Origin of the sequence: Natronococcus pandeyae (assembly GCF_008122205.1) — an archaeon.
GTDB classification, from domain to species: Archaea; Halobacteriota; Halobacteria; order Halobacteriales; family Natrialbaceae; genus Natronococcus; species Natronococcus pandeyae.
This window is the reverse complement of the sequence record NZ_PHNJ01000006.1, coordinates 131,945-154,560: the sequence shown is the minus strand read 5'-3', so window position 1 is coordinate 154,560 and position 22,616 is coordinate 131,945. Positions and strand designations below refer to the sequence as shown.

At 64.4% G+C, this 22,616-nt stretch carries 16 protein-coding genes and 1 pseudogene; 10 read left to right on the top strand and 7 right to left on the bottom strand.

Going from position 1 to position 22,616, the window contains the following annotated elements; translation table 11 throughout:
• The first annotated feature begins 114 nt into the window (after positions 1–114).
• The 5 genes from CV102_RS13125 to CV102_RS13105 all read left to right on the top strand — a co-directional run bounded on the left by CV102_RS13125 (position 115) and on the right by CV102_RS13105 (position 8,026).
• Entirely contained in the window at positions 115–2,343 is a 2,229-nt protein-coding gene (locus tag CV102_RS13125; protein WP_394349485.1) for a hypothetical protein, read from the top strand.
• The gene (locus tag CV102_RS13120) at positions 2,336–3,379 is read left to right on the top strand and encodes a PD-(D/E)XK nuclease family protein (RefSeq protein ID WP_148858468.1); all 1,044 of its coding nucleotides are present in this window, start codon (positions 2,336–2,338) and stop codon (positions 3,377–3,379) included. Before CV102_RS13125 ends, CV102_RS13120 begins: the two co-directional genes overlap by 8 nt.
• Positions 3,372–7,046, top strand: a complete 3,675-nt coding sequence (locus tag CV102_RS13115; protein ID WP_148858467.1) for a UvrD-helicase domain-containing protein — start codon at positions 3,372–3,374, stop codon at positions 7,044–7,046. Before CV102_RS13120 ends, CV102_RS13115 begins: the two co-directional genes overlap by 8 nt.
• Positions 7,047–7,094: 48 nt before the next feature.
• Positions 7,095–7,604, top strand: a complete 510-nt coding sequence (locus tag CV102_RS13110) for an 8-oxo-dGTP diphosphatase (RefSeq protein ID WP_148858466.1) — start codon at positions 7,095–7,097, stop codon at positions 7,602–7,604.
• A 101-nt stretch (positions 7,605–7,705) separates the two neighbouring features.
• Entirely contained in the window at positions 7,706–8,026 is a 321-nt protein-coding gene (locus CV102_RS13105) for a hypothetical protein (RefSeq protein ID WP_148858465.1), read from the top strand.
• 93 nt (positions 8,027–8,119) lie between these two features.
• Here the strand turns inward: CV102_RS13105 and CV102_RS13100 are convergent, their stop codons facing one another.
• Both CV102_RS13100 and CV102_RS26585 read right to left on the bottom strand, forming a co-directional pair.
• Positions 8,120–9,091: a quinone oxidoreductase family protein gene (locus tag CV102_RS13100; protein WP_148858464.1), complete on the bottom strand. Its 972-nt coding sequence runs from the start codon at positions 9,089–9,091 to the stop codon at positions 8,120–8,122.
• Positions 9,092–9,186: 95 nt separating this feature from the next.
• Positions 9,187–9,297: pseudogene (locus CV102_RS26585) on the bottom strand (IS5/IS1182 family transposase); the annotation flags it as partial.
• 268 nt (positions 9,298–9,565) lie between these two features.
• On the opposite strand from CV102_RS26585, the gene CV102_RS25990 reads away from it, so the two are divergent.
• The 3 genes from CV102_RS25990 (at position 9,566) to CV102_RS13090 (ending at position 11,326) form a co-directional block, all read left to right on the top strand.
• Positions 9,566–9,739: a hypothetical protein gene (locus CV102_RS25990; protein ID WP_187432960.1), complete on the top strand. Its 174-nt coding sequence runs from the start codon at positions 9,566–9,568 to the stop codon at positions 9,737–9,739.
• A 406-nt stretch (positions 9,740–10,145) separates the two neighbouring features.
• A complete protein-coding gene (locus tag CV102_RS13095; RefSeq protein WP_148858463.1) occupies positions 10,146–10,991 on the top strand; it encodes a hypothetical protein in 846 nt (281 codons plus the stop codon).
• A 50-nt stretch (positions 10,992–11,041) separates the two neighbouring features.
• Positions 11,042–11,326: a hypothetical protein gene (locus tag CV102_RS13090; RefSeq protein WP_148858462.1), complete on the top strand. Its 285-nt coding sequence runs from the start codon at positions 11,042–11,044 to the stop codon at positions 11,324–11,326.
• A 176-nt stretch (positions 11,327–11,502) separates the two neighbouring features.
• On the opposite strand, the gene CV102_RS13085 is transcribed toward CV102_RS13090, so the two are convergent.
• Positions 11,503–13,278, bottom strand: a complete 1,776-nt coding sequence (locus tag CV102_RS13085) for an alpha-amylase domain-containing protein (protein WP_148858461.1) — start codon at positions 13,276–13,278, stop codon at positions 11,503–11,505.
• 184 nt (positions 13,279–13,462) lie between these two features.
• Here CV102_RS13085 and proS point away from each other — a divergent pair, with 184 nt between their 5' ends.
• Positions 13,463–14,944 carry a proline--tRNA ligase gene (gene proS / locus CV102_RS13080; RefSeq protein ID WP_148858460.1) on the top strand — a complete coding sequence of 494 codons (1,482 nt, stop codon included), beginning with the start codon at positions 13,463–13,465 and terminating at the stop codon, positions 14,942–14,944.
• Between the two features lie 401 nt (positions 14,945–15,345).
• A complete protein-coding gene (gene gltB, locus CV102_RS13075; RefSeq protein ID WP_148858459.1) occupies positions 15,346–19,893 on the top strand; it encodes a glutamate synthase large subunit in 4,548 nt (1,515 codons plus the stop codon).
• A 261-nt stretch (positions 19,894–20,154) separates the two neighbouring features.
• Here gltB and CV102_RS13070 read toward each other — a convergent pair whose 3' ends face one another.
• From CV102_RS13070 to CV102_RS13055, 4 genes are all read right to left on the bottom strand, one after another.
• Entirely contained in the window at positions 20,155–20,625 is a 471-nt protein-coding gene (locus tag CV102_RS13070) for a hypothetical protein (protein WP_148858458.1), read from the bottom strand.
• 272 nt (positions 20,626–20,897) lie between these two features.
• The gene (locus tag CV102_RS13065; RefSeq protein ID WP_148858457.1) at positions 20,898–21,494 is read right to left on the bottom strand and encodes a peroxidase-related enzyme; all 597 of its coding nucleotides are present in this window, start codon (positions 21,492–21,494) and stop codon (positions 20,898–20,900) included.
• A gap of 42 nt (positions 21,495–21,536) precedes the next feature.
• A complete protein-coding gene (locus tag CV102_RS13060) occupies positions 21,537–21,962 on the bottom strand; it encodes a GIY-YIG nuclease family protein (protein ID WP_148858456.1) in 426 nt (141 codons plus the stop codon).
• A 41-nt stretch (positions 21,963–22,003) separates the two neighbouring features.
• A complete protein-coding gene (locus CV102_RS13055) occupies positions 22,004–22,606 on the bottom strand; it encodes a hypothetical protein (protein WP_222863694.1) in 603 nt (200 codons plus the stop codon).
• Positions 22,607–22,616: the final 10 nt, after the last annotated feature.

Genomic DNA, 22,616 nt, shown 5'->3' with positions numbered 1-22,616 from the left:
ATTTCGCTTCTCTGATATAAGAATTGGCGAAGCGGTGCAATTCGTCATCACTCCACACTACCAGTTCGAGCCCACCCTATTGCGCACCTTTAAGTACAGATTCCGGCATAGTCGGTGACGTTGACTGGTACAACCCCGCCCTCGCTCGAGGGCACCTGCAAACTCCTCCCGGGACCCCGGCACGATCTACTGGCGGCCGTCAGCGAGGCGTACGAACGTCTCGTCGCGACGCACGGTTCGCGCGTGCTGGTGCTAAAGCGCCACCCCGCGGGGCTCGACGCGCTTGCGGAGACGCTCGCGAACGTCGAAACGGCCGCCGGCGTGGCGCGGTCGCCTCGCGTCGAATCGCTTCCGGAACACGCCTCGAAGACCATCGAGGCGTACGATCCGACACTCGACCGACTCGAGTACGAGGAACGGATCGAGCTCATCTCGCTGGTGATCGACGGTGCGAGTCGCGACGTTCCCGACTATCTCGAGCGCGCCGCCCGTCACGAGAGCTTCGCCAGAGACGTCGGACAGCTGTTGCTCGCGGCGACGCGCCAGCGGCTCCGCCTGGCCGACCTCGAGGAGCCACACGACTGTCTCGCCTTCCTGTACGCGATGAACGACCGGTTCCACGGGGTCCTCGAGGACCGAGGCTTCGTCGAACGGGCGGACGTGATTCCCAGTTCCGTCTCGCTCCTCGAGGACGACGTCGAGGGCGTTCGAAGCCGCGTCACGGACTCGTTCGACGCCGTCCTCGCCGTCGAGTTCGAGGAGTACCGGCGGCTCGACCGGCGCTACCTCGCCGCGCTCACCCGAGACGCCGATCTGGTCTGTCTGGCCGAACGCCACGGCAGCGTCGAACGAACCCGCGTCGAACCCGGCTCGATCGAGTCGATCGCGACGGACGCGGGACTCGAGGTCGAGCGCCTCGAACCCGACGCGGAGCGGATCGATGCGGCCGACGCATCCGACGCGGCGACTCGGCCGCCCCACGACGCGATCACGCAGTACCTCGCCACCGGAACGACGCCGTCGATGGACGAGGGTGCGGAGCCACCCGATTCCGAAGCGGGACGGGCCCGCCGCATCCGCGCTCGGACCGCACGCGAGCAGGTCCGGACCGTCGCCGCCGAGATCCAATCGCTTACCGACCGTCGCGACTGGTCGTACGACGAGATCGCCGTCGCAGTCCCGCGGATCGAACGGGTTCCGGAGACCAGGCGCCGACTCCGCGAGGTCGGAATTCCGACGGCGACCGTCGGAACCTCCTCGCTCGCGGAGGATCCCGTCGTCAACGAACTCTACGCGTTCGTCACCCTCCAGAGCCGTCGGACGCGCGGCGACGAACCGGACGGTCTCGAGGATACGGCCGACGACTCGCTCGAGCGCCTTCGCGCCCGCGTCCCCGAGTTCTCCCCGTCGCTGCTCGAGGCGTGTACCGACGCGAGCGTCGAGCGCTCGCTCGAGCGGTGGATCCGACGAACGGATCTGAAGGGACGGATCGCCCGTGACGAGACGTGGGTCGACGCCAGAGAGCAGTTCGAGAGCGTCCGCCGCGTGCTCGAGATCGCTCGCTTCGTCGAGGGAACGGACCTGGTCGCCCCCGACTGGCGAGGGCTGCGGCGAATGCTCCGGCGGACGATCCAGTACGACGCGCCGTACGTCCACGCCGTCGAGACCCGACCGCCGACCGGCGGCATCACGGTCTGTGCGGCCGACGACCTCAAGTACGACTCCCGCTCGGCCGTCTTCTTGCTGGATCTGATCGACGAGCAGTACCCGGGTGAGCAGTTCCTCACGCAGTTGTTCCCGCAGGCGTGGCTCCGGGAGATGCCGAACTATCCCGCCGTCACCGATCCGTCGACCGCCGAAATCGGGTCGACGTTCGCGCCGGTCGCCGACGCGACCGACGTCGCCGACCCCTTCGAGAGCTACCACGCCCAGCGCGCGCGCCGACGGCTCGCCCTCGCCTCGCGTGCAGCGACGGAGGTCCTGTACTGTTGCTCCTACGAGCGCGGCTCCGGAGGACTCCGGCGCACCTACGAGGAGTCGCGGTATCTGAAACTGATCGAGTCGACGCCAGGGCTCACACTCGAGGACGTCGACGCCGACGCAGCCGCGGCGATCCACGGCGAAGCCGGCGCGATCGAGGCACTGCTCGAGGAACCGCGCGGTGAACTCGAGCGGGTCCTCCGCGAGGCGAGCACCGGCGGAACGGCCGATCTCGCGGAGACCGAGGAGCTGTTCCAGGAGATCGCGGTCGTCCTGGAGGAGGGAGAGATCGATCCGGAACTCGCCGAAGCGGTCCGTTCGCAGTTCGAGTTCGCCGCAGGGGAGGTGCTCCGCGATGACTGACGACCTCCCGACGCTTACGGCGGACGGTCTCGAGACCTACCTCCACTGTCCGCGGCGGTACGAGTTCGCTCAGGTCCACGACCTCGAGGACAGCGACGACGAGCGGCCGACGCGCGGCCGCGTCGACCTCCTGCGGACGGTCATCTGCGACGCGTTGCGGCGCGGGAAGACGGAGCCCAGAGCACTCGAGGCCACCGCCTCGGACCGGCTTTCGGAGCTGTGGCGCGGACACGACGAGCGGTTCCACTCGCGGGCCCAGCGCCGCCACGAACTAGCGATCCTCGAGGCGACTCTCGAGGCGTACCTCGACCGTTTCGGCGCCGATCACGCAGCGGGGATCGATCGCCTCGAGGAGGCGGCTCCCGACGGCGAGTTCGTCGGGCCGGAACTGCCGCTCGCGAGTACGCGCTCGCTCCCCGGGGCGACCGAGGGGGAGACGAACTCGAACCCGGATCGCGTTCGAATCGATGCGCCCGTCGACTACGTCTACGGCGACGGCGCCGCACTCGTGGGTGTCCGATTCGTACCGACGCTCGCGCCGCTCGGCCTCCTGCGCTACCGGTCGGAGTGGGAGGGAGACGTCGCCGGCCTGTTCGTCGACCACTTTGATCCCGACGCGGAGGCGTTCGAACCACGGGTCGTCGGCGCGCTCTTCGAGACGGCCGTCGTCCTCGACGGCCTCCGAAACCTGCGCGACGACCTCGATCTCGGGGATCGGACCTGCCGCTACGTCCGGATTCCGCTCGCCGACCGGTCGGGGACCGCGGTCAACTGGGTACAGAACACCGTCGAGACGACGCTCGAGTCGATCGACCTGACCGACGTCTACATCGATCACCACACCTACGGAATGACCCACGAGCACCGCAACGAGACGGTCGACTCCCGACTCGACGACGTCGCCGGCGACGTTATCGCGGGATCGTTCGATCCGAGCGCACGGTGGGACCAGATCGAGCGCCACGCCTGTCCGAACTGTGGCTACACCGTCTGCTGTCAGGACTATCTCTCGACGGAGGTGCGCTTCGATGGGTGATCCCGATGCCCCCGGTGTGCCCGACGACGTTCCCGAGGAACTCGAGCCGCGGGGCAACCAGCGCGCGGTCATCGACAGCCGGCGGGCCTGTACCTCCGTCGACGCGGGGGCCGGAACCGGGAAGACGACGACGATGCTCATGCGACTCGAGCGAGCCATCGAGCGCGACGCCGTCGACCCGGACGACGTGCTGGTGGTGACGTTCGCCAACGAGGCCGCGGCCAGCATCCGGGAGGCGGTCACCGAGCGACTCGACCCCGAGGCCGCGGCGGCGATCGACGTCTCCACCTACCACTCTCTCTGTTACCGCCTCGTTAGCGAGTACGCCTACTACCTCGGCTACTCGCCCGAGTTCGAGGTCGTCACCGAACGAAAGCGCCGCCGGATCGTCGGCCGGCTCCTCGCCGAACACGAGTACGATTTCGCGGCCTCGACGAGGGGTGACGGCTCACCGGCCGAGTTCGCCGACTCCGTCGACCGATTCGTCCAGGCGATGAGCCAGGAGGACGTCATGCCCGACGAACTCCGCCAGCGGTTGCCCGACGTTCGCACGCTCGAACTGTGTAACGAGTTCGTCCTCTGGCTCGAGCGCACCGCCGACGAGGAGCTTTCCTTCGACAACGAGGCGCTGCGCTTTTTCAACCAGGATGAGCACGCCGACGCCGCCCGCGAGTCGCTGGTCGAGTACGGCACGCTGCTCACCTACTGTCGGGAGAAGATCGCCGAGGCCCCGGCGCCGTTCCGCGAGGACGACGTGGTCCAGGACGTCGACCGCTACCTGCGCGTCCTCCAGACCTGCGTGACGAACACGATCGACGCCCTCTCGCTCGAGGAACCGACCACGAAACACCTGCCGCGGGCGCTGTTCGGCAATCAGATCTGGGGGACGGCGACCGGCCGCATCGAGCAGACGCCGTTCGGCCGCCTGAAACACTACGTCGAGTTCCTCCGACTCGCCCGCCACTACACCGAGGTGTACGCGGATTACCACGCCTACCTCGAGGAGGAACGCGTCTTCGACTTCGACGAACTGGTGCGGACAGCGACGCAACTGCTGGACGACGACGTCGTCGCAGACGAGATCACGGGCCAGTGGGAACAGGTCTACTGCGACGAGTTCCAGGACACCGACGAGACGCAGTTCTCGCTCATCACCGAGCTGACGGCCGGCTCCGACCGGCCCGACCTGCTGGCGATCGGCGACAAGGACCAGGCGATATACGGCTGGCGCGGCACCGACCGGGAGGGGCTGGATCGGCTCGCGGAGACCTACGGCGACCATCGGGGGATCGAACTCGAACTCAACTTCCGATCACGGCAGGAGATCCTCGACCTGACGAATCACTGCGACTACGGACCGCAGTCCGCGAAGACGCTCCGGGAGGACGGCCGGACGCCGGGCGCGTACGACGAAGAAGAGCCGCCGGATCGAGTCGTGAAGATCGAGAGCGACGAGATCGCTCCCTCGACTGCCGAGCAGGTCGCGACGACCGTCTCGCGACTCCTCAACGGAGCGTGCGAGAACGTCCCACAGCGGGCGCTCGCGGACGTCGCGGTCATCGTTCGAACCAACCGACACGCCCAGGCGGTCGCAGACGAACTCCGGGAACGGCAGATTCCCTACGAGATTTCGGGCTCCCCGCGCGGCGAAATCTCGCCTGGCATCCGGACGCTCCTCTCGTATCTTCGCGTGCTGGTCGATCCGGCTGCGGACGCCCACCTCCGGCGCGTCCTCCTCTACCGCTACCGGCTCCCGGAAGGAGATCTCGCGACCCTCCAGGGGCAGTCGGGCTCGCTGTACGACGCCGTCTTCGACGTCGACAGCGATGCGCTCGAGGCGGGTGACCGACTCGAGCGGGCCCGGGACCACCTCGAGCAACTCGAGACGCTGCGCGATGTCTACCCGCTCTCGGGCTTTCTCGCCCGGTTTCGCGAACTCACCCGGCTCGAGTGGTTCCTCACGAACGAGGAGCGAGCCAACCTGGAGCGGATCGAACGGTTCGTCGAGCGGTACGATCCCGAGACCGTGGTCCAGACGCTCTCAGTGGAGGTCGTCGACGCGCTCGAGGGGACACTCCGCGGTGGCGAGAGCGACCGAACCCGGGGTACACAGTCGACCGACGGCGTCGACGTGATGACGGTCCACCAGGCGAAAGGCCTCGAGTTCGACACCGTGCTCGCTCCCTACCTCTCCGACGAGGAGTGGTGCGTCGACGGCGACTACGCCGAGCGCGCCCGCTACCGGCTGCTCGCCGCGACGCTCGACGACGACGTCGAGTCGCCCCTGCTCGCCGATCTCGCGGCCGAGACCGTCGGCGAGGAGTGGCGCGTGCTCCACGTCGCGCTCACCCGGGCGGAGAACCACCTCTTCCTGTTCGGCTCCGAGTACGAGTACGACGGCGACGAGACCGAACTCGCGGCCTCGACCGCGGAAGCCTGTCTCGCGCCGTCGATCGACTGGTCGGTGACCGGCCAGCGGATGGATCTCTGGTCGACGCTGACCGAGAGCTTCGACCGAGTGCGCGAGACGTACCCGCGGACCGTCGTGGACCGGACCGACGAGGTCGCGCTCGCCGCCGACGAGCGGCCGGGAACGATCACCTACTACGCCGGCTACGACGACCGACCCGTCGAACCGCTCGAGACCCGCGAGGCGATCGAGACGGTCCACCGGCTCGGTCGGCTGCTCCGGGACGGAAGCCTGCTCCCGGCGGCGGACGCGGCGAGTCACGCTCGCGGCGAGGTCGAACCGCGACGTCGGGTGCCCGGCGGTCGACGACCGTCCGCCCTGTCCGCGGAGACCGTCCGGTTCCCGGTCGAGGCGCTCTCTACCGCCGGTGAACTCCCGATCGCGATGCGCCACAGTTACACGGCGATGGAGACCCACGACAGCTGTCCGCGCAAACACTACCTCGATCACGTCGTGCGAGCGGTCGACGACCCGGTCGTCACCGGCGACCAGGAAGGGGCGATCCGAGACGTGGGGACCGAGCCCAGTCTCGGTGCACGGGTCGTCGGCTCCGTCTTCCACGACGTCGCCGAGGAGGCGTTCCACCAGGAGTACGAGACGCGAGCGGAGTGGCGCGAGGCCGCCGTTCGACAGCTCACCGCGCGGGATCTGCTCGAGCACCGCGAGGCCGTCCTCGCCTGCGTGGATCGCTACTTCGAGGCGACGGCGCCGGGGTACGACTGGCCGGTCGCCGACTGGGACGCACTCGCCGCGGAGTTGCCGTTCACGCTGGAAGACGTCGACGGCGTCACCGGCGACGTCGTCGGCTACGTGGACTCGGTTCGACGGCTTCCCCTGGCTGGCGGGACCGACGGGAACGGAGGCGGCCTCGCCGTCCTCGACTACAAGGCGACCGCAGATCGCATCGACGCCGTCGACGCCTCACAGCTCACGCTGTACGCCCGCGCCTGCCGCCGGCGGTTCGACGAACCCGTCTCGGCCGTCGGCTACGTCTACGTCGGCGCGGTCGACGGCCCTCGCGTCGACCTCTTCGATCCCGACGAGCTACCGGCGTGGGCGTCGGTCCACGAGACGCTCGAGGCGGTCGACGACCCGTCCTACCGCGAGACCACCCCTGGGGCGCACTGTCGATTCTGTCCGCACCGGTCGCTGGGCTGTGCACCCGACGAGTACGCCGAGCCCGCGGACGACGACTGACGGTCGACGATCGAACGCGTTTATTTAACTCCGGACGAACGCGACGGTATGATCGAGGCGACGCTCTGCTTTCTGCTCCGTGACGGAAGCAGTGATTGCGACGACGAGGTGCTCCTGATCGAGAAACGCCGCGGCCTCGGTGAGGGGTGGTACAACGGCCCCGGCGGGAAGCTCGAGGACGGCGAGACGCCTCGCGAGTGTGCCGTCCGCGAGACGCGCGAGGAGGTCGGCCTCGAGGTCGATCCGGCCGACCTCGAGAAGGTGGGTGAACTCTCGTTCGTGCTCGACGACGAGGCTCACACGTTCTGTCACGTGTTCCGTGCCCGGACGTTCGCGGGCGAGCCGCGGGCGTCGGAGGAGGCGCGTCCGGAGTGGGTCGCCGTCGACGACGTTCCCTACGACCAGATGTGGGAGGACGACCAGCTCTGGCTCCCCGGAATCCTCGAGGGAGACACGGTTATCGGCGAGTTCCGGTTCGTCGGTGGCGAACCGCTCGACGAGGCCGACTTCGCGGATCACGTGCTCGAGTGGGACGTCACCTTCCCGTCGAACTGTTGAGGACCGTGATAGCGCAGCGAGTCGACGGCTCTCCGATCGTCCGTGTTGCTATCGCAACGTCAGTTCACTTCGGTTACCAGCGGGTAACGACGATCATCCCGATGATTGACAAAAGCCGTCGACGGCTGTTGACTGTCGCTGCCGCCGGAGCGGTCGGATCGATTGCCGGCTGTTTGGACGACGAGGGGGAGGAGGCCGAGGAGCAGGAACCCACCGACGAAACGGCGGACGATGACGACGACAGACTCGGCGAGGAGGGAGACGAGGTCGGCGAGAACGGCAACGAGACAGCCGAGACTAACGACGAGGACGACGAGAACGGCGACGACGATATCGGCGGTAGTGAGGGTCTCGACGACGAGAACGGTGAGAACGAGAACGGCGACGATGAAAACGGCAACGACGAGAACGACGACGAGTAAATTCCCGCAAGTTGCCGGCGAACACGGCTCGAAACGGCTTTCGGACCGATCGGTGCGGTACCGGCTGCGTGACTGAACGTCCGTTCGATTAGCTCAGGGCTTCAACAGCACTTTTCCGGAGCTCTTGCGGTCCTCTATGTACTGGTGGGCCTCGGCCGCGTCTTCGAGCGCGAACGACTCGCCGAGAATGATCTCGAGGTCGCCGCTCGTCAGCCCCTGCGTGAGTTCGGGAACGGCCTTCATGATCTTGCTCGGATCGTGGTAGGAGGCCTGGCCGAGGTGGAACCCTTTCACGGTCTTGTTCTCGAAGAGCAGGCGCCTGTTCTCGGCGCTCGCGGGGACGCCGCTGGCGACGCCGTAGGTGACCATCCGCCCGAAGTGTTTCATAGCGTCGAGACTCCGCTCGAAGACGTCGTCGCCGACGCTCTCCAGGACGAGATCGACGCCTTCGCCGTCGGTTTCCTCGTCGACGACCTCTCGGAAGTCCGTCTCGGTGTAGTTGATCGGATGATCACAGCCGAGGTCGGCGGCGAGGTCGAGTTTCTCCTCGGTGCTCGCGGTGCCGAATACCTCCGCGCCGGCGTTTGACGCCAACTGGACCGCGGCAGTGCCGACGCCGCCCGCTGCGGCCTGGATCAGCACCGTCTCGTCCTCCTCGAGTCCGCCCCACTCGAACAGGCAACTGTGGGCGGTGAGGTACTGGACGGGAAAGCCCGCGGCCTCCTCGAAGCTCATTCCGTCCGGGATCGGAAAGAGCATCTGGGCGTCCGCGGTGACGTACTCCGCGTAACCGCCGCCGTTGAGCATTCCGACGACGCGGTCGCCCTCGTCGAGGCCGACGCCCTCCCCGGTCGCGTCGATCGTCCCCGCGGCTTCGAGTCCGGGAACGTACGGCGCCTCCGGACCGCCCGGGTAGACGCCCCGCCGTTGCATGACGTCCGCGAAGTTGATGCCCGCAGCTTCGACCTCGAGTCGAACCTCGCCGGGGCCCGGTTCTGGCAGGTCGCGGTCGACGAACTCGAGTCGATCGCTGTCGCCGTACTCCGTTACCTCGATGGCTTTCATACCTTTACGTTCGTAATCACGCATCATAAATACTCGAGAACTGGAAAGGACGTGCTCGAGGTTTCTTTATTGCGGAGGGTGTCATACAATTCATCTCATACCACGAGTTTCGTTCGGCCCGAATTTTCTTCGCCCTGTTCGTAGTTCGTGATTGCGACGATCATTCGGAGACAGAGTCCAAAGAACGCTTGTACACGCGCATGGACGAGCCAGGCATTCCTTGCGTTGTGTCTGCGCCTCGTCGCTGCGGTCACCAACCACGAACGCGGAGACAACCGGGAAGAATCATCACGGTGTGATAAGAGTTCTATGACACCCTCACCTTCCAGTGTACTTTCGAGAATGTATTTCGACCCATAGGAAGGATACGACAGAGGCAAAAAACTTCGATAAGCGGACTCGTGATATTCTACCCGAGTGACTAGTCAAATATAATAGCAACTATTTTAACGGTATACTCATATTATTTCAAATATGGATGAGGTATTACTCGGAATACTCGGCTTTCAAATTTCGATAGTCGCTGCAATCGATCTGATTCTCCGGGAAATTGGCCCTACCCCTGAGGGGCCGGGCTACCTCCTGATCTGGGTGGGTGTGCTGATCACGCTCGTCGCTATCGGTCTCCAGCACTTTTTGTCCGAATAGCTGGTTGTGTTCTGAAATCACACGTGACACGGTGAGCAGCACCAAACGGGCTTGGAGCACACGCTACGGGACGCTCGAACTTGGGGAGGCAGGCGACAGCGCAATCGAATATCTTGACCAGTGGTTGATTCACTGAGACAGCCCTGCGGACACCAAGGGCTGTCCAGGCAGCGTGAACAACCATCTCACAGAATTCTCCGAACGACCTCTCCAGAGGCGGCGTCCCGCCGCGGGGGACAGTCTAACCAGTGTATGGCGCTGGCTCAGTTGGTTCAGATACTATTACAATCACAATCGACCGAATCAAGCGCTCAATAGCCGAGAACTGTCTGAGGGGGTACTGAATTGGATAATATCAAATAGAAAGAAAAACTTATATTCTAACTAATCAATATATAATTGTAATATGAGTGGAAATAGTAATGGTCCGACACGGAGATCAATTTTGAAAACCAGTGCAGTAATTGGAGGATACGCCCTCCTAACTACTTCGGGTTCTGCAGACGAGCTCGAAGCAACCCCAAGCGATTATAGTACACTTCGAGGTTCTGTCGATGAGCCAATCACGGATGGGATGATTCAAGATGTACGAACGGACTTTGTGAGTAGTGTTGCAACATCTGACCGTGGTAAATCACGGGAAGCATATCTTAATTTAGAAGCGTTCAAAGATGATGAGGTATATGGGTACAATATATTCACGGATAGCAGAGAAAATATTCGGGAACAATTTGTGGTTGTGGGTTCCGGGATGGATTCTCAACCGTCGGCATCAACTTCGGATCCAAATCGTTTAACAGAAAAAGCTGATGAGTACTTAGAGGATGCCGCTGTCGAATCTATAAGTTCTAACGATGTGTCTGCACAAGATTGGGACATCGATTGGACAGATTGGGATAGCGTAGCAAACGACACTGTTCATTGGGAAGCTGAAAGAACTGGAAGTGACTACACAAGTGATGCTCGCCCCGGCAAGGTTATATTCCAAAATAGAGTGAGGAGTAACTGGGACGATGAACGGATTGCTGCGCGGACAGGAGTACGGCTTGAAGCTGGTCGTGAACATTGTCTAGATGGTAATGATGAATATTGTAAGGACGACAACAGTGTCCATACAGGTTGGCGAAATAAAGAAGCCCACATTTATCACGACTGGAATCAGGGTGGAAATAGCGAAGGAGATGTTACCGGGCTTGATCCATCCGGTAATACCTCAGAAGGTTCAAGAACTCGCAGGCCGAAATCGGTTTGAATTTGTCTCGCAACCCCTCTGCGACCATTGGTTATGAAACCAGTCTGACAATGGAAGAGTCGGAATTAACAGAACGAACAACGACTGGCGATCAACGAACGCATCACCAATGGGAGGCATTATCTTCTAGTGGTGATTCCGCAAAATATTCGGCAGAATTTGAAATAGGAACTGCTGCCAAATATAATGATAACTGTGGAGGTTCTACTCGAATCATTGAAATTGAAGCGGACATCGAATGGGGGATTCGTTTATCTGGATTTAGTTGGGTTAATGATGTAGAACAAGACGTATGGTTACCATACGATCTCAACTGTGGTGATTATCCCTACTAATCATCAGGCGTGGGTGTGAGACGTATTCCATGACACCCTGTTATCGCGCCCAGCCTGACCGACCGGGCCGGAAAGCGCGGGCACGACGGTGCTTCACCGGACTCGTGACGGGGTTCACCGGACTCGTGACGGGGGTCGGCGATGCGTCCGGCAGCGACCGAGAACGGAGATGCGAGTCACTCGTCTTCCCAGCCCTGGTGGTCGGGGTGGAGATCGGTGTGATTATGATTGCCGCCGCTCTCCCAGACGTCGCCGGTGTCGTCGGCCGGTCCGCGACGGGTCTTCCACTCGAACTCGCCGGGATCGTCGACGGTGACTTCCCAGACGTCTCCGTCGGTCCAGGTCCCTTCGACGCCACCACCCCAGTCGGTGAGTTCGTCAGCGTCGCCGGTGAAGTAGACGGACTCGCCGTGGTCGACCTCGACCGTCATTTGTAGCGTGACTTCGCCCTCGCCGTCGTCTTCGTCGTCCCCGTCGTCGTGACCCTCGGGTGCGTACATGACCCAGCCCTGCGAGGGGACCGTGATCTCGACCCAGCCGTCGTCGTTGGTGGTCACCTCGCCCTGGTTACCGGTGTAGTCGACGAGCGTCTCGTTCGTCCAGGACGTCTCGACCCACTCGGTTCGGTCGTTCCACTCGTCGTTGTTGATACCGGCCAACAGGTTCGTCTCGCGTTCGAAGACGTAGAGGCCCCCGTCGACGTACCGGTCGATCGCCCGACCGGCCGCGAGGTTCCGCTTGACCCAGATGAGGTCCTCGAGGTGCGGGTCGTCGATAGCCGCACTGCTTTCGGCGGTGAGGAAGATCATCGGCGTCCCCTCGTAGGAGAGGAGGTAGGCGTGTGCGAGGTCGACTTCGATTCCCTCCTCCTCGTACTCGTCCGGATCGTCCTCGTCGTCGACGCCGACGTTCGGTCCGGAGACGTCGTGGTTCTGGACGAACGTCACGGCGGCGTCCGGATCCTCGTGGACGATCCCTCGAGCCTCGTCCCGCGCGAGTGCGGTCATGTCCCCGTCCTCGAAGGCATCCATGATCGCGTAGTACAGCGGGAAGTCGAAGACGGTCATCCCGGTGTCGGCGAATTCCATGACGGTCTCCTTGTCGCCGTCCCAGATTTCGCCGACGCGCCAGAGTCCGAGGTCGTCGGCCAGCGGGTTGATCTCGTACTGGAAGTACCACGGCCAGACGTGTCCGGCGGCGTCGATGCGCAGGCCGTCGGCACCGACGTCGGCCATCCGCTGGACGTACTCGGCCTGTTCGCTCTGCACGTAGTCGTGTTCGACGTCGAACGACGGGAGTCCGAGCAGGTCGCACTCGTAGGTGGCGCGTTCCTCGTCGTCCGCTTCTTCCTGCCAGTAACAGTCGTCGCCGAGGGTACCGTAGTCGTGGAAGTGTTCGTCGCGGTCGAACCGCGGCAGTTCGACCTCGCCGTCGGGACCGTCTTCCGTGGCCATGTGGTTCAAAACGATGTCGAGCACGACCTCGATGTCGTGGTCGTGGGCCGCGTCGATCATCGACTCGAGTTCCGTCTCGGTCCCGTAGGGCGAGTCGAAGTCGCGGTAGTCGACCGGCTGATACCCGACCGGCGGGTGCGGTTCCAGGTAGCCGAAGTACGGGTGTGCCTCCCCGTAGTATCCCTCCTGGTCCTCGGTGGTCTGGTGTTCCCAGTCGAGTTTGGGTTCCGCGGGCTGGGGCACCCAGATGCCGTCGACTCCGACGTCGGCGAGGCGTTGCATGTCGGCTTCGACGTCGCTCCACTCTGTATGGAAGTACTGGTACAGCACAGGTTCGCCGCCTTCGTCGGTGTCGGGGCCCTCCGGCGCCGCCCGAGCGCGCTCCGAACCGAAGGAAGTGCCGGCGAGCGTGAGCGCGCCGAGCGTCGCGCTGGCTTTCAGGAGCGTTCGTCGGCCGACACCGTCGGAATCGGAACCGTGGTTGTCGTTATCAACCATGCCTATCCTAATGTAATCTATGAAGTAATAAAACATAACGATTTTAACGCACGGTCGAAATTCGATAGTATAGATACTCTGAAATGTGAACGAAACGTGCGCGGAAATCGTTCGGATCCGATCGGTTCTCTACCTCCGTCGTCCCTTCGTATCGTTTAAGCGTGCGGTAGCAGTGAGTCGATGTATGAGCGACGAGAGTCAGGAACTCGGGATCACCGAGTCGAAATCGCACAAGCCCGGCGAGTGGTACGCCGAGGTCGTCCAGAAGGCGGGACTCGCGGACTACGCACCGATGGGCGGATTCATCGTCACGAAGCCGCGCGGCTACGCGCTCTGGGAATCTCTCCAGGACGCGCTCGACGGTCAGTTCAAGGAGACCGGCGTCGACAACGTCTACTTCCCGATGTTCATCCCCGAGAGCTACCTCGAGCGGGAGAAGGACATCGTCGAGGGGTTCGACCCCGAGGTCGCGTGGGTGACCCAGGGTGGTCACGAGGAACTCGAAGAGCGACTCGCGGTCCGCCCGACCAGCGAATCGATCATCGCGCCCTTCATGGCCGACTGGACGCGCAGCCACCGTGATCTCCCGCTGCGGCTGAACCAGTGGTGTTCGGTCGTTCGGTGGGAGGCGACGGAGACGAAGCCGTTCTTCCGGACGAAGGAGTTCATGTGGCAGGAGGGCCACACCGCCCACGCGAGCGACGAGGGTGCCTGGGAGGAGGTCTGGACCCGACTGGGCCAGTACGAACACGTCTTCGAGGAACACCTCGCCATTCCCGTTCTCCGCGGGAAGAAGCCCGATCACGACAAGTTCCCCGGCGCCGATACGACGACGACCGTCGAGGCGTTGATGCCCGACGGGAAGTCCGTCCAGGGAGCGACGAGCCACCACCTCGGCCAGAGCTTCGCGGAGGCGTTCGACATCACCTTCGCCGACGAGGACGAGGAGGAACAGACCGCCTACACGACCTCGTGGGGGCTCTCCTGGCGCGCACTGGGCGCGCTCATCATGACCCACTCGGACGACCAGGGACTCGTCCTGCCGCCGACGATCGCACCCACCCAGGTCGTCATCGTCCCCATCTGGCAGGCCGATACGCAGGAGAAGGTGCTCGACTACTCCGAGGAGATCGCCGACGAACTCGAGGCGGCCGGCTTCCGCGTCGAACTCGACGACCGCGACGAGCGCAATCCCGGCTTCAAGTTCAACGAGCACGAACTCAACGGCATTCCGCTGCGCCTCGAGATCGGCCCGAACGAGGTCGACGACGAGGAGGTCACCCTCGTCCACCGCCCCGACAACGAGGATAGCGTTGCCGACCGCGAGGGCATCGTCGACACCGTCGACGAACACCTCGAGACCATCTTCGACAAGCTGTACGAGGCAGCCGAGGAGAACCTCGAAGAGAACGTTCGCGAAGCCCACAGTCCGGAGAACATCCTCGGGACAATCGGCAAACACGGCGGCTACGTGAAGACGCCGTGGTGTGGCGACCAGGCCTGCGAGGAGGCCATCAAAGAGAAGATCGCCGCCGAGATCGTCATGCAGCCACTCGAGGAACAGGGTGGTTCGACAGCGGGTGAGGTCGTCGAACCCGACCACGACGAGTGTGGCGTCTGCGGGGAACCGGCCGACGAACTCGCGTACTTCGCGAAATCCTACTGACTCCGACTCTTTCTCCGCGTTCGGCCGTCGATGGACGAACCACTACCAGAGTGTGCGACAGATAGTCTCAACCACTGCCTAATTCTTTAACCGAAGATTGCTTACCGCAAGAGAACGATGTACGAGTGTGGTGTTCACTCTGGTGGGTGAACACTACGTGCCTCTGACACCTTTCCTGGGAAACCAACTACAGTTCGGTGAGTGGCGACGAGAACGACGCTCACGAAACGAGACGAGAGAACGAACTGCTATCCTCTCCACCAGCTAACCTGTGTCAGACGCTGGAGTTCGTCCCACGCGTACTAGTTTCCGTAATACACCTTAATGAGGTCTATATGTGTATATAATACACTTAGCCATTATGGAGTAACCTCTTATGATTGTTCCCGCTAAGCGGTGGTATGTCACAGCCACACGTGTCATCCACCGATCAGCCACGGGGACTCGCCGACCCCGCGGACGAACGGTCGAACTGCGGTGTCGGTGTCGTCATGGACCTCGATGGGGAGGGAGGACACGACGTCGTCGCCGACGGACTCGAACTACTCGTCAATCTCGAGCATCGCGGAACGACCGGTGCGGAGAAAGACACCGGCGACGGCGCCGGCATCATGCTCCAGACGCCAGCTGCGTTCTTTGCCGACGTTCTCGAGACCGACCTTCCAGAACTCTACGCGGTCGGCTCGCTCTTTTTGCCGACCGACGACGAGGCCCGCGAAGCGCTCACCGCGGTCGTCGAAGACGTCCTCGCGGAGTACGAACTCGACGTTCTCGAGTGGCGCGACGTCCCGACGAACAACGACGACCTCGGTCAGACCGCACTCGACTCGGAACCCGACGTCTGGCAGGTCGCCGTCGCTCCCGAAGACGACATCTCCAGGGAGACGTTCGATCGACGGCTCTACGTGGCGCGACGCGCACTCGAGAATACGATCGAGGACCGCGATCTCGACGGGACGGACCGCTTCTACGTCTGCTCGCTCGACTCGAAGACGATCGTCTACAAGGGGCTGCTCAAGGGCGAACAGGTCGCCTCCTACTACGCCGATCTGACCGACTCCCGCATCGAATCGACGTTCGCGATGGTTCACGAGCGGTTCTCGACGAACACGCTCGGCGCCTGGCACCTCGCACACCCCTACCGCAACATCATCCACAACGGCGAGTTCAACACGATCCGAGGCAACATCAACTGGATGCGCGCCCGCGAGACCGACCTCGAGAGCGACGTTCTCGAGGATCTCGAGGCCGTCAAGCCGATCATCGACGATCCCGACCAGTCGGACACCGCGAGCGTCGACAACGCGCTCGAACTGCTGATGCAGGACGGACGCGACCTGGAGCACGCCCTGCGCATGCTCGTTCCCGAAGCGTGGCGCGGCGACGAGTCGATGGACCAGGACCGCAAGGACTGGTACGACTTCCACGCCTCGCTCGTCGAGCCGTGGGACGGCCCCGCCCTCGTCGCGGCGACCGACGGCGAACGCGTCGGTGCGGTCCTCGACCGTAACGGCCTGCGTCCGTGCCGCTACGACGTCACGACGGACAACCGACTGATCATGGCCAGCGAGGCCGGCGCGCTCGAGACCGATCCCGAGGAGATCGACGAGCGCGGTCGCCTCCAGCCCGGACAGCTCTTTCTCGCCGACCCGAACGAGGGCCGCGTCATTCCGGACGACGAGGTCTTCGAGGACCTCACCGACGACCGCTACGGCGAGTGGGTCGAAGACGGACAGGTCCACCTCGACGACGTGACCACCACGAGCGATAGTTCGCCGCGGGACGCCGTGTCGGCGTTGCGCGACCAGCAGGCCGCCTTCGGCTACACCCACGACGAGCTCGAGAACCTGATCGAGCCGATGACCCAGAAGGGGAAAGACCCGGTCGGTTCGATGGGTGACGACACGCCACTATCGGTCCTGACGGAGTTCAATCGGCCGCTCTTTTCGTACTTCAAACAGCTGTTCGCGCAGGTGACGAACCCGCCGCTCGACTACATCCGCGAGGAGCTGGTCACCTCGATGGAGAGCCGCCTCGGCTACCAGCGCAACCTGCTCGACGAATCGCCCGATCACGCCCGCCAGCTCGTCCTCGATTCGCCGATCCTCACGGACGCCGAACTCGGCTCGATCCGCGACTGCAGTGCCAACGGAATCACCGCTGCGACGGTGGATATCACGTACGAACCGACGAGCGACGAGTCGGGTGCCGCCCTCGAGGCCGCGATCGAACGCGTCCGCGAGGACGCGGTCGAGGCGATCGAAGACGGCCACGAGGTCCTGATCCTCTCGGACCGGAACGTCGACGAAGATCGCGCGGCGATTCCGAGCCTGCTCGCGACCGGCGGCGTCCACCACCACCTCGTTCGCAACGGGCTGCGCAACCACGTCGGCCTCGTCGTCGAGTCCGCCGACCCGCGCACCGTCCACCACTTCGCGACGCTCGTCGGCTACGGTGCGGGCGCGGTCAACCCGTACCTGGCCTACCAGACGATCGAAGATATCACCGCCGGCCCCGACGGCGCCGAGACCGAGGTCGCCATCGACGCCTACGTCGGCGCGGTCGAGGACGGGTTGTTGAAGATCATGGCCAAGATGGGAATCTCGACGGTCGAGAGCTACCAGGGCGCCCAGATCTTCGAGGCCGTCGGGCTCGACTCCGACGTCGTCGAGGAGTACTTCGAGGGCACCGAGAACCGAACCGAGGGGATCGGTCTCACAGAGATCGAAGACGACGTTCGCGAACGCCACGCAGCCGCGTTCGGCGAGGACGACTCGAAACTCGATCGTCACGGCGAGTTCGAACACCGCTCGAGTGGCATCCACCACCAGTGGAATCCCGACACGGTCGGCGCGCTCCAGCAGTCCGTTCGCGCGAACGACTACGAGCGCTACCAGGAGTTCGCCGCCCAGGTCAACGACCAACAGCAGAACCTGCAGACGCTTCGCGGCTTGCTCGAGTTCGACGGTGATCGCGACCCGATCCCGATCGACGAGGTCGAGTCGGTCACGGACATCGTCGAGCGGTTCTCGACGGCCGCGATGAGTCTCGGCTCCCTCTCGCCCGAAGCCCACGAGAACAACTCGATCGCGATGAACCGCATCGGCGGCAAGTCCAACTCGGGCGAGGGTGGCGAGCCCCCCGAACGGTTCAACACCGAGCGCGAGTGTAACGTCAAACAGGTCGCGTCGGGCCGCTTCGGCGTCACGTCGACGTATCTCTCGAACGCCGACGAGCTCCAGATCAAGATGGCCCAGGGCTCGAAGCCCGGCGAAGGCGGTCACCTCCCCGGCGAGAAGGTCAACGAGATGATCGCCCACGTCCGCAAGTCCACGCCCGGTGTGGGGCTCATCTCGCCGCCGCCGCTGCACGACATCTACTCGATCGAGGACCTCAAACAGCTGATCTTCGACCTCAAGGCGGCGAACGAGAGCGCCGACATCAACGTCAAGCTCGTCAGCGAGGCCGGCATCGGCACCATCGCAGCGGGCGTCGCGAAGGCCAACGCCGACGTGGTCCACATCTCGGGCCACTCCGGCGGTACCGGTGCCTCGCCCCGGACCTCGATCAAGAGCGCCGGCCTCCCGTGGGAGCTCGGCCTCGCCGAGGCGAACCAGATGCTCTGCCAGACCGGCCTGCGCGACCGCATCCGCGTCTCCGCTGACGGCGGCATGAAGACCGGCCGCGACGTCGCCGTCGCCGCGCTGCTCGGCGCCGAGGAGTACATCTTCGGCACCGCCTCGCTCGTCACCGCCGGCTGCGTGATGGCCCGGCAGTGTCACAAGAACACCTGCCCGGTCGGCGTCGCAACCCAGCGCGAGGACCTGCGCAAGCGCTTCCCCGGCGAGCCCGAGCACGTCATCAACTACATGACGTTCATCGCTCAGGAACTGCGCGAAATCATGGCCGAACTCGGCTTCGAGACCGTCGACGAAATGATCGGCCGCGTCGACGTCCTCTCCCAGCGAACGGACGTCGACCACCCGAAGGCGCGCAACGTCGACCTCTCGGCGGTGCTCGCCGACCCCGGCAGTGACGTGCGCCGAAAGATCCGCGAGCAGGACCACGAACTCGAGGACCACCTCGATCGCGACATAATCGAGGCCGCGGCGAGCGCGATCGAAGACCAGGAACCGGTCTCGCTCGCAACGGACGTGACGAACGTCGACCGGACCGTCGGTGCGATGCTCTCGAACCGTATCACGGATCGCTACGGCGAGCCCGGGCTGCCCGAGGATACCATTACTGTGGACCTCGAGGGAACCGCCGGGCAGAGTTTCGGCGCCTTCCTCGCCAGCGGCGTCTCGCTCCACCTCGAGGGCAGTTCGAACGACTACGTCGGCAAGGGACTCTCCGGCGGGAAGATCACGGTCCGGACGCCGGAGACGGCGGCCTACGATCCCACCGAGAACGTCGCGATCGGCAACGTCGCGCTCTACGGCGCGACCGACGGCCAGTGCTACGTCAACGGCGTCGCCGGCGAGCGCTTCGCCGTCCGCAACTCCGGTGCGAAGGCCGTCGTCGAGGGCGTCGGCGATCACGGCTGTGAGTACATGACCGGCGGCGTCGTCGCCGTACTCGGCGAGACGGGGAAGAACTTCGCGGCCGGCATGTCCGGCGGCGTCGCCTACGTCTACGACCCCGACGAGGACTTTGTAGATCGCGCCAACACCGGCATGGTCACGCTCCACGACGACCTCGAGGAGGCCGACGTCGAGATGCTGCGCCGACTCGTCGAGAACCACGTCGCCTACACGGGCTCCGACCGCGGCGAGGAACTGCTCGAGAACTGGGAGCGCGCGCTCGAGTCGTTCGTGAAGGTCATGCCCGAGGCCTACCACGAGGCGATCACCGAACAGGGGAGCGACGACGTTCGCAGCGAACTGCCGGGAACGCCCGGCGCCGACGTCGACGTCGAGTCGACCGGATTCGCCGCGAGCGACGACTGATACTCCTCGAGTTTCGTTTTAATCGTTCGTTCCCACGTACGGACGGTGTTCGGAGTACATCGATTCGCTGAGAGAATCGAACACCACGAAACTCCCACCTGAGTCGGCTGCCTGGCCAGCCACCGCGGGTGGGACTGAAAGGGGCTGGGCCGCTCGGGGACGGCGGGCGACGCAAGCACGCGAGCGCAGCGAGCGCGCAGCGAGCCCCCCGACTTGAGCGGACCAGGGGCTTTCGTTGTGGTCTCACCGGATGCTGAGTACTCACGGTAGTATTTCCACGTACGACGCCGCGTAGACGATCAGCGCGCCGTTGAACGCGATCAGGGCAACCACCAGCAGACGGCCGGCGTTTCGACCGTCGCCGCCGGATCCGATCGCGACGACGAGGGCCCCTCCGGCGACGACGGTCGGTGCGACCGCCAGCAGGCGATCGATCCGCGGATCGTAGTCGAACGAGAGCGACGATCGAACCTGCTCGTCCCGCTTCTGACGTCGCTCTCGGTACCGTTCTGCTTCGGGGTCGTCGTCGGAAACCGAGCGAAGCCCGAAGGGAAGCAGTTCGTCGAGGCCGACGCGCACCTTCGCGACCGTCCCGCAAGTGACGGCGACGAACAGCAGGAGGACGACGGCAAGTCCGGAACCGGCCGCAGCGGCCGGCACCAGCGAGAGGGCCGCTCCGATCCCGACGACCGCTGCGATCCGTTCCGCTCGCGTGGGGACGCTATCGACCACGCTTCGCCCTCGAGTCGTTGGCTATCTGCCATGATGTTCCGTTCGCGGTCGTCGAGGACGCGTTCTCGAATGTGGTCCGTTTCTCGTCACCTACGAAGGTGATCTCGAGGAGTCGCGGGGACTGCTCGAGGACGCCGCCGCGGAGATCGACGGCGTCATCGCGCGAGTCTCCGTGGATCGCGCTCACGGCGACGCGCCGTCGAAGCGGATCGAGGGCGAGGCCGAGACCGAAACCGGGACTGGGACGCAGGCCGCGGACTGAGAGATCGCGGCTACTCGCGACCCAGCGTGTGAAACTCGTCGTTCGGTCGCATGCCGGCGAACATCGCCAGCCGGTTGCTCAGGTTGTAGAACGCGGCGACCGAGGCGATGTCCCAGAGTGCTTCCTCGCTGAAGCCGGCCTCGCGCAGCGCCTCGAGATCCGCCGCTTCGATCTCGGTCGGCCGTTCGGTGAGCATCACGGCGACGTCGAGCATCGTCCGGTGGGTCTCGTTGATATCCGCCGTCCGGTAGTTGGCCACTAACTGGTCGGCCAGCAGCGGATCGTCGGCGTAAATCCGCACGAGCGCGCCGTGGGCCACGTTGCAGTAGTAGCAGTGGTTGACGCCCGACACTGCGACGACGATCATCTCGATCTCCTCGCGTTCTAAGGCCGTGTCCTCGACGAGCGCGTCGTGATACTCGAAGAACGCCCGGAAGTGCGAGGGCTTGTACGACAGCGCCGAGAACACGTTCGGGGTGAATCCCGCGCGTTCGGTCTCTTCTGCGATTCGGTCCTGTAGGTCCTCGGGGAGGTCGTCGAAATCGGGGACGGGGAATCGATCCATCGCGTCACCATCCAGTTCGGGTTCGGGTCCGGAGTCGGACATACGCGCGACTTCGAAGCCGATCGATATAATTCGCGGTGCCGTTCACCCCAGTTCGGTCTCGGCCTCGAGGACGCCACCGGCGGCTTCGGCCGCCTCGAGCAGCGCCTTGACGCCAGGCGTCTCGAGCAGGTGCGCCCCGCAGTCGCAGTCGGAGGCGCCGAAGTCGGCGACCGGCTCGCCGGGGAGTCGCTCGGCGAGTTCGCACTCCCGATCCGCGCCGGGGAACGTGACGGTGGACTCGAGGCGCGTCTCCGGGTGGCCGAGCAGGTAGTCGACGTGCCAGTGGCGGGTAGTGCGTTCGCCGCGGGCCAGTTCCCGGTGGCGATCCAGCCGAGCGAAACCGCCGGGGCCGAACGCGCTGCCGACGTAGGCGTACGTTTCGGCCGCGAACTCGCGCTCACCCAGCGCGCCGACCACGACGCTGATCGGCCGTTCGACGTCGACCGCGAGAACGTAGGTACCGCTCATACCGGACGCTATCCGGCGCGCAACGAAAACGACGGCGATCCCTACTGCTCGCGCTCGTCGTCCCGCTCGCCCTCGCCATCAGTCCAGTTTCCCGACTCGTCGCGGAGTCGGTCCTGGTCGTGCTCGAGTCCGCCGCCGGACCGGTCTCCCGTTTCGGCGTCCGAAACCGGGTCCTCGTCGTCTTCGTCCGCTTCCTCGTCGTCCGTCGGTGCGCGCGTCGGTTCCTGTCCGGCTTCGTCTCCCGCGCCGCCGGAGGTCGCTGCGGTCTCCGTCGCGTCGACGCCCTCGGTTTCGCTGCCGTGGGGTTCCGCCCCCTCGGATCGGTGTTGGCGCCCCGCCTCGCTGCCGTCGGATCGCTGACGATGTGTATCGCCCTCGCGGGGGTCGTGGTCGGCCTGTCCCTCGCTCGAGGAGTCGCGTCGACCCTCCTGACCCTGGCGCTGGGCCGTGCGTTCCTGTCGTTCGGGGTTGCCGAGTTCGTCGTCGCCGTCGCTCGAGTTGTCGGTCTCTCGATCACGGTCCCGTCGTCGGTCGTCGGTTCGGTCTGTCATGATCGGATGGGGTGACTCGCTGACGCGCTCCAGATGGGGGTTGGCCGATGGCGCGGATAAGGCCAGGGCGCGCGTTCGCTTGCAGTCACTCACACGGTACCGC

Bases quoted from the DNA above. Each gene is read 5' to 3' on its own strand.
- CV102_RS13120 (WP_148858468.1), top strand. From the start codon at position 2,336: ATGACTGACGACCTCCCGACGCTTACGGCGGACGGTCTCGAGACCTAC.
- CV102_RS13115 (WP_148858467.1), top strand. From the start codon at position 3,372: ATGGGTGATCCCGATGCCCCCGGTGTGCCCGACGACGTTCCCGAGGAA.
- CV102_RS13110 (WP_148858466.1), top strand. From the start codon at position 7,095: ATGATCGAGGCGACGCTCTGCTTTCTGCTCCGTGACGGAAGCAGTGAT.
- CV102_RS13105 (WP_148858465.1), top strand. From the start codon at position 7,706: ATGATTGACAAAAGCCGTCGACGGCTGTTGACTGTCGCTGCCGCCGGA.
- CV102_RS13100 (WP_148858464.1), bottom strand. From the start codon at position 9,091: ATGAAAGCCATCGAGGTAACGGAGTACGGCGACAGCGATCGACTCGAG.
- CV102_RS25990 (WP_187432960.1), top strand. From the start codon at position 9,566: ATGGATGAGGTATTACTCGGAATACTCGGCTTTCAAATTTCGATAGTC.
- CV102_RS13095 (WP_148858463.1), top strand. From the start codon at position 10,146: ATGAGTGGAAATAGTAATGGTCCGACACGGAGATCAATTTTGAAAACC.
- CV102_RS13090 (WP_148858462.1), top strand. From the start codon at position 11,042: ATGGAAGAGTCGGAATTAACAGAACGAACAACGACTGGCGATCAACGA.
- CV102_RS13085 (WP_148858461.1), bottom strand. From the start codon at position 13,278: ATGGTTGATAACGACAACCACGGTTCCGATTCCGACGGTGTCGGCCGA.
- proS (WP_148858460.1), top strand. From the start codon at position 13,463: ATGAGCGACGAGAGTCAGGAACTCGGGATCACCGAGTCGAAATCGCAC.
- gltB (WP_148858459.1), top strand. From the start codon at position 15,346: ATGTCACAGCCACACGTGTCATCCACCGATCAGCCACGGGGACTCGCC.
- CV102_RS13065 (WP_148858457.1), bottom strand. From the start codon at position 21,494: ATGTCCGACTCCGGACCCGAACCCGAACTGGATGGTGACGCGATGGAT.
- CV102_RS13060 (WP_148858456.1), bottom strand. From the start codon at position 21,962: ATGAGCGGTACCTACGTTCTCGCGGTCGACGTCGAACGGCCGATCAGC.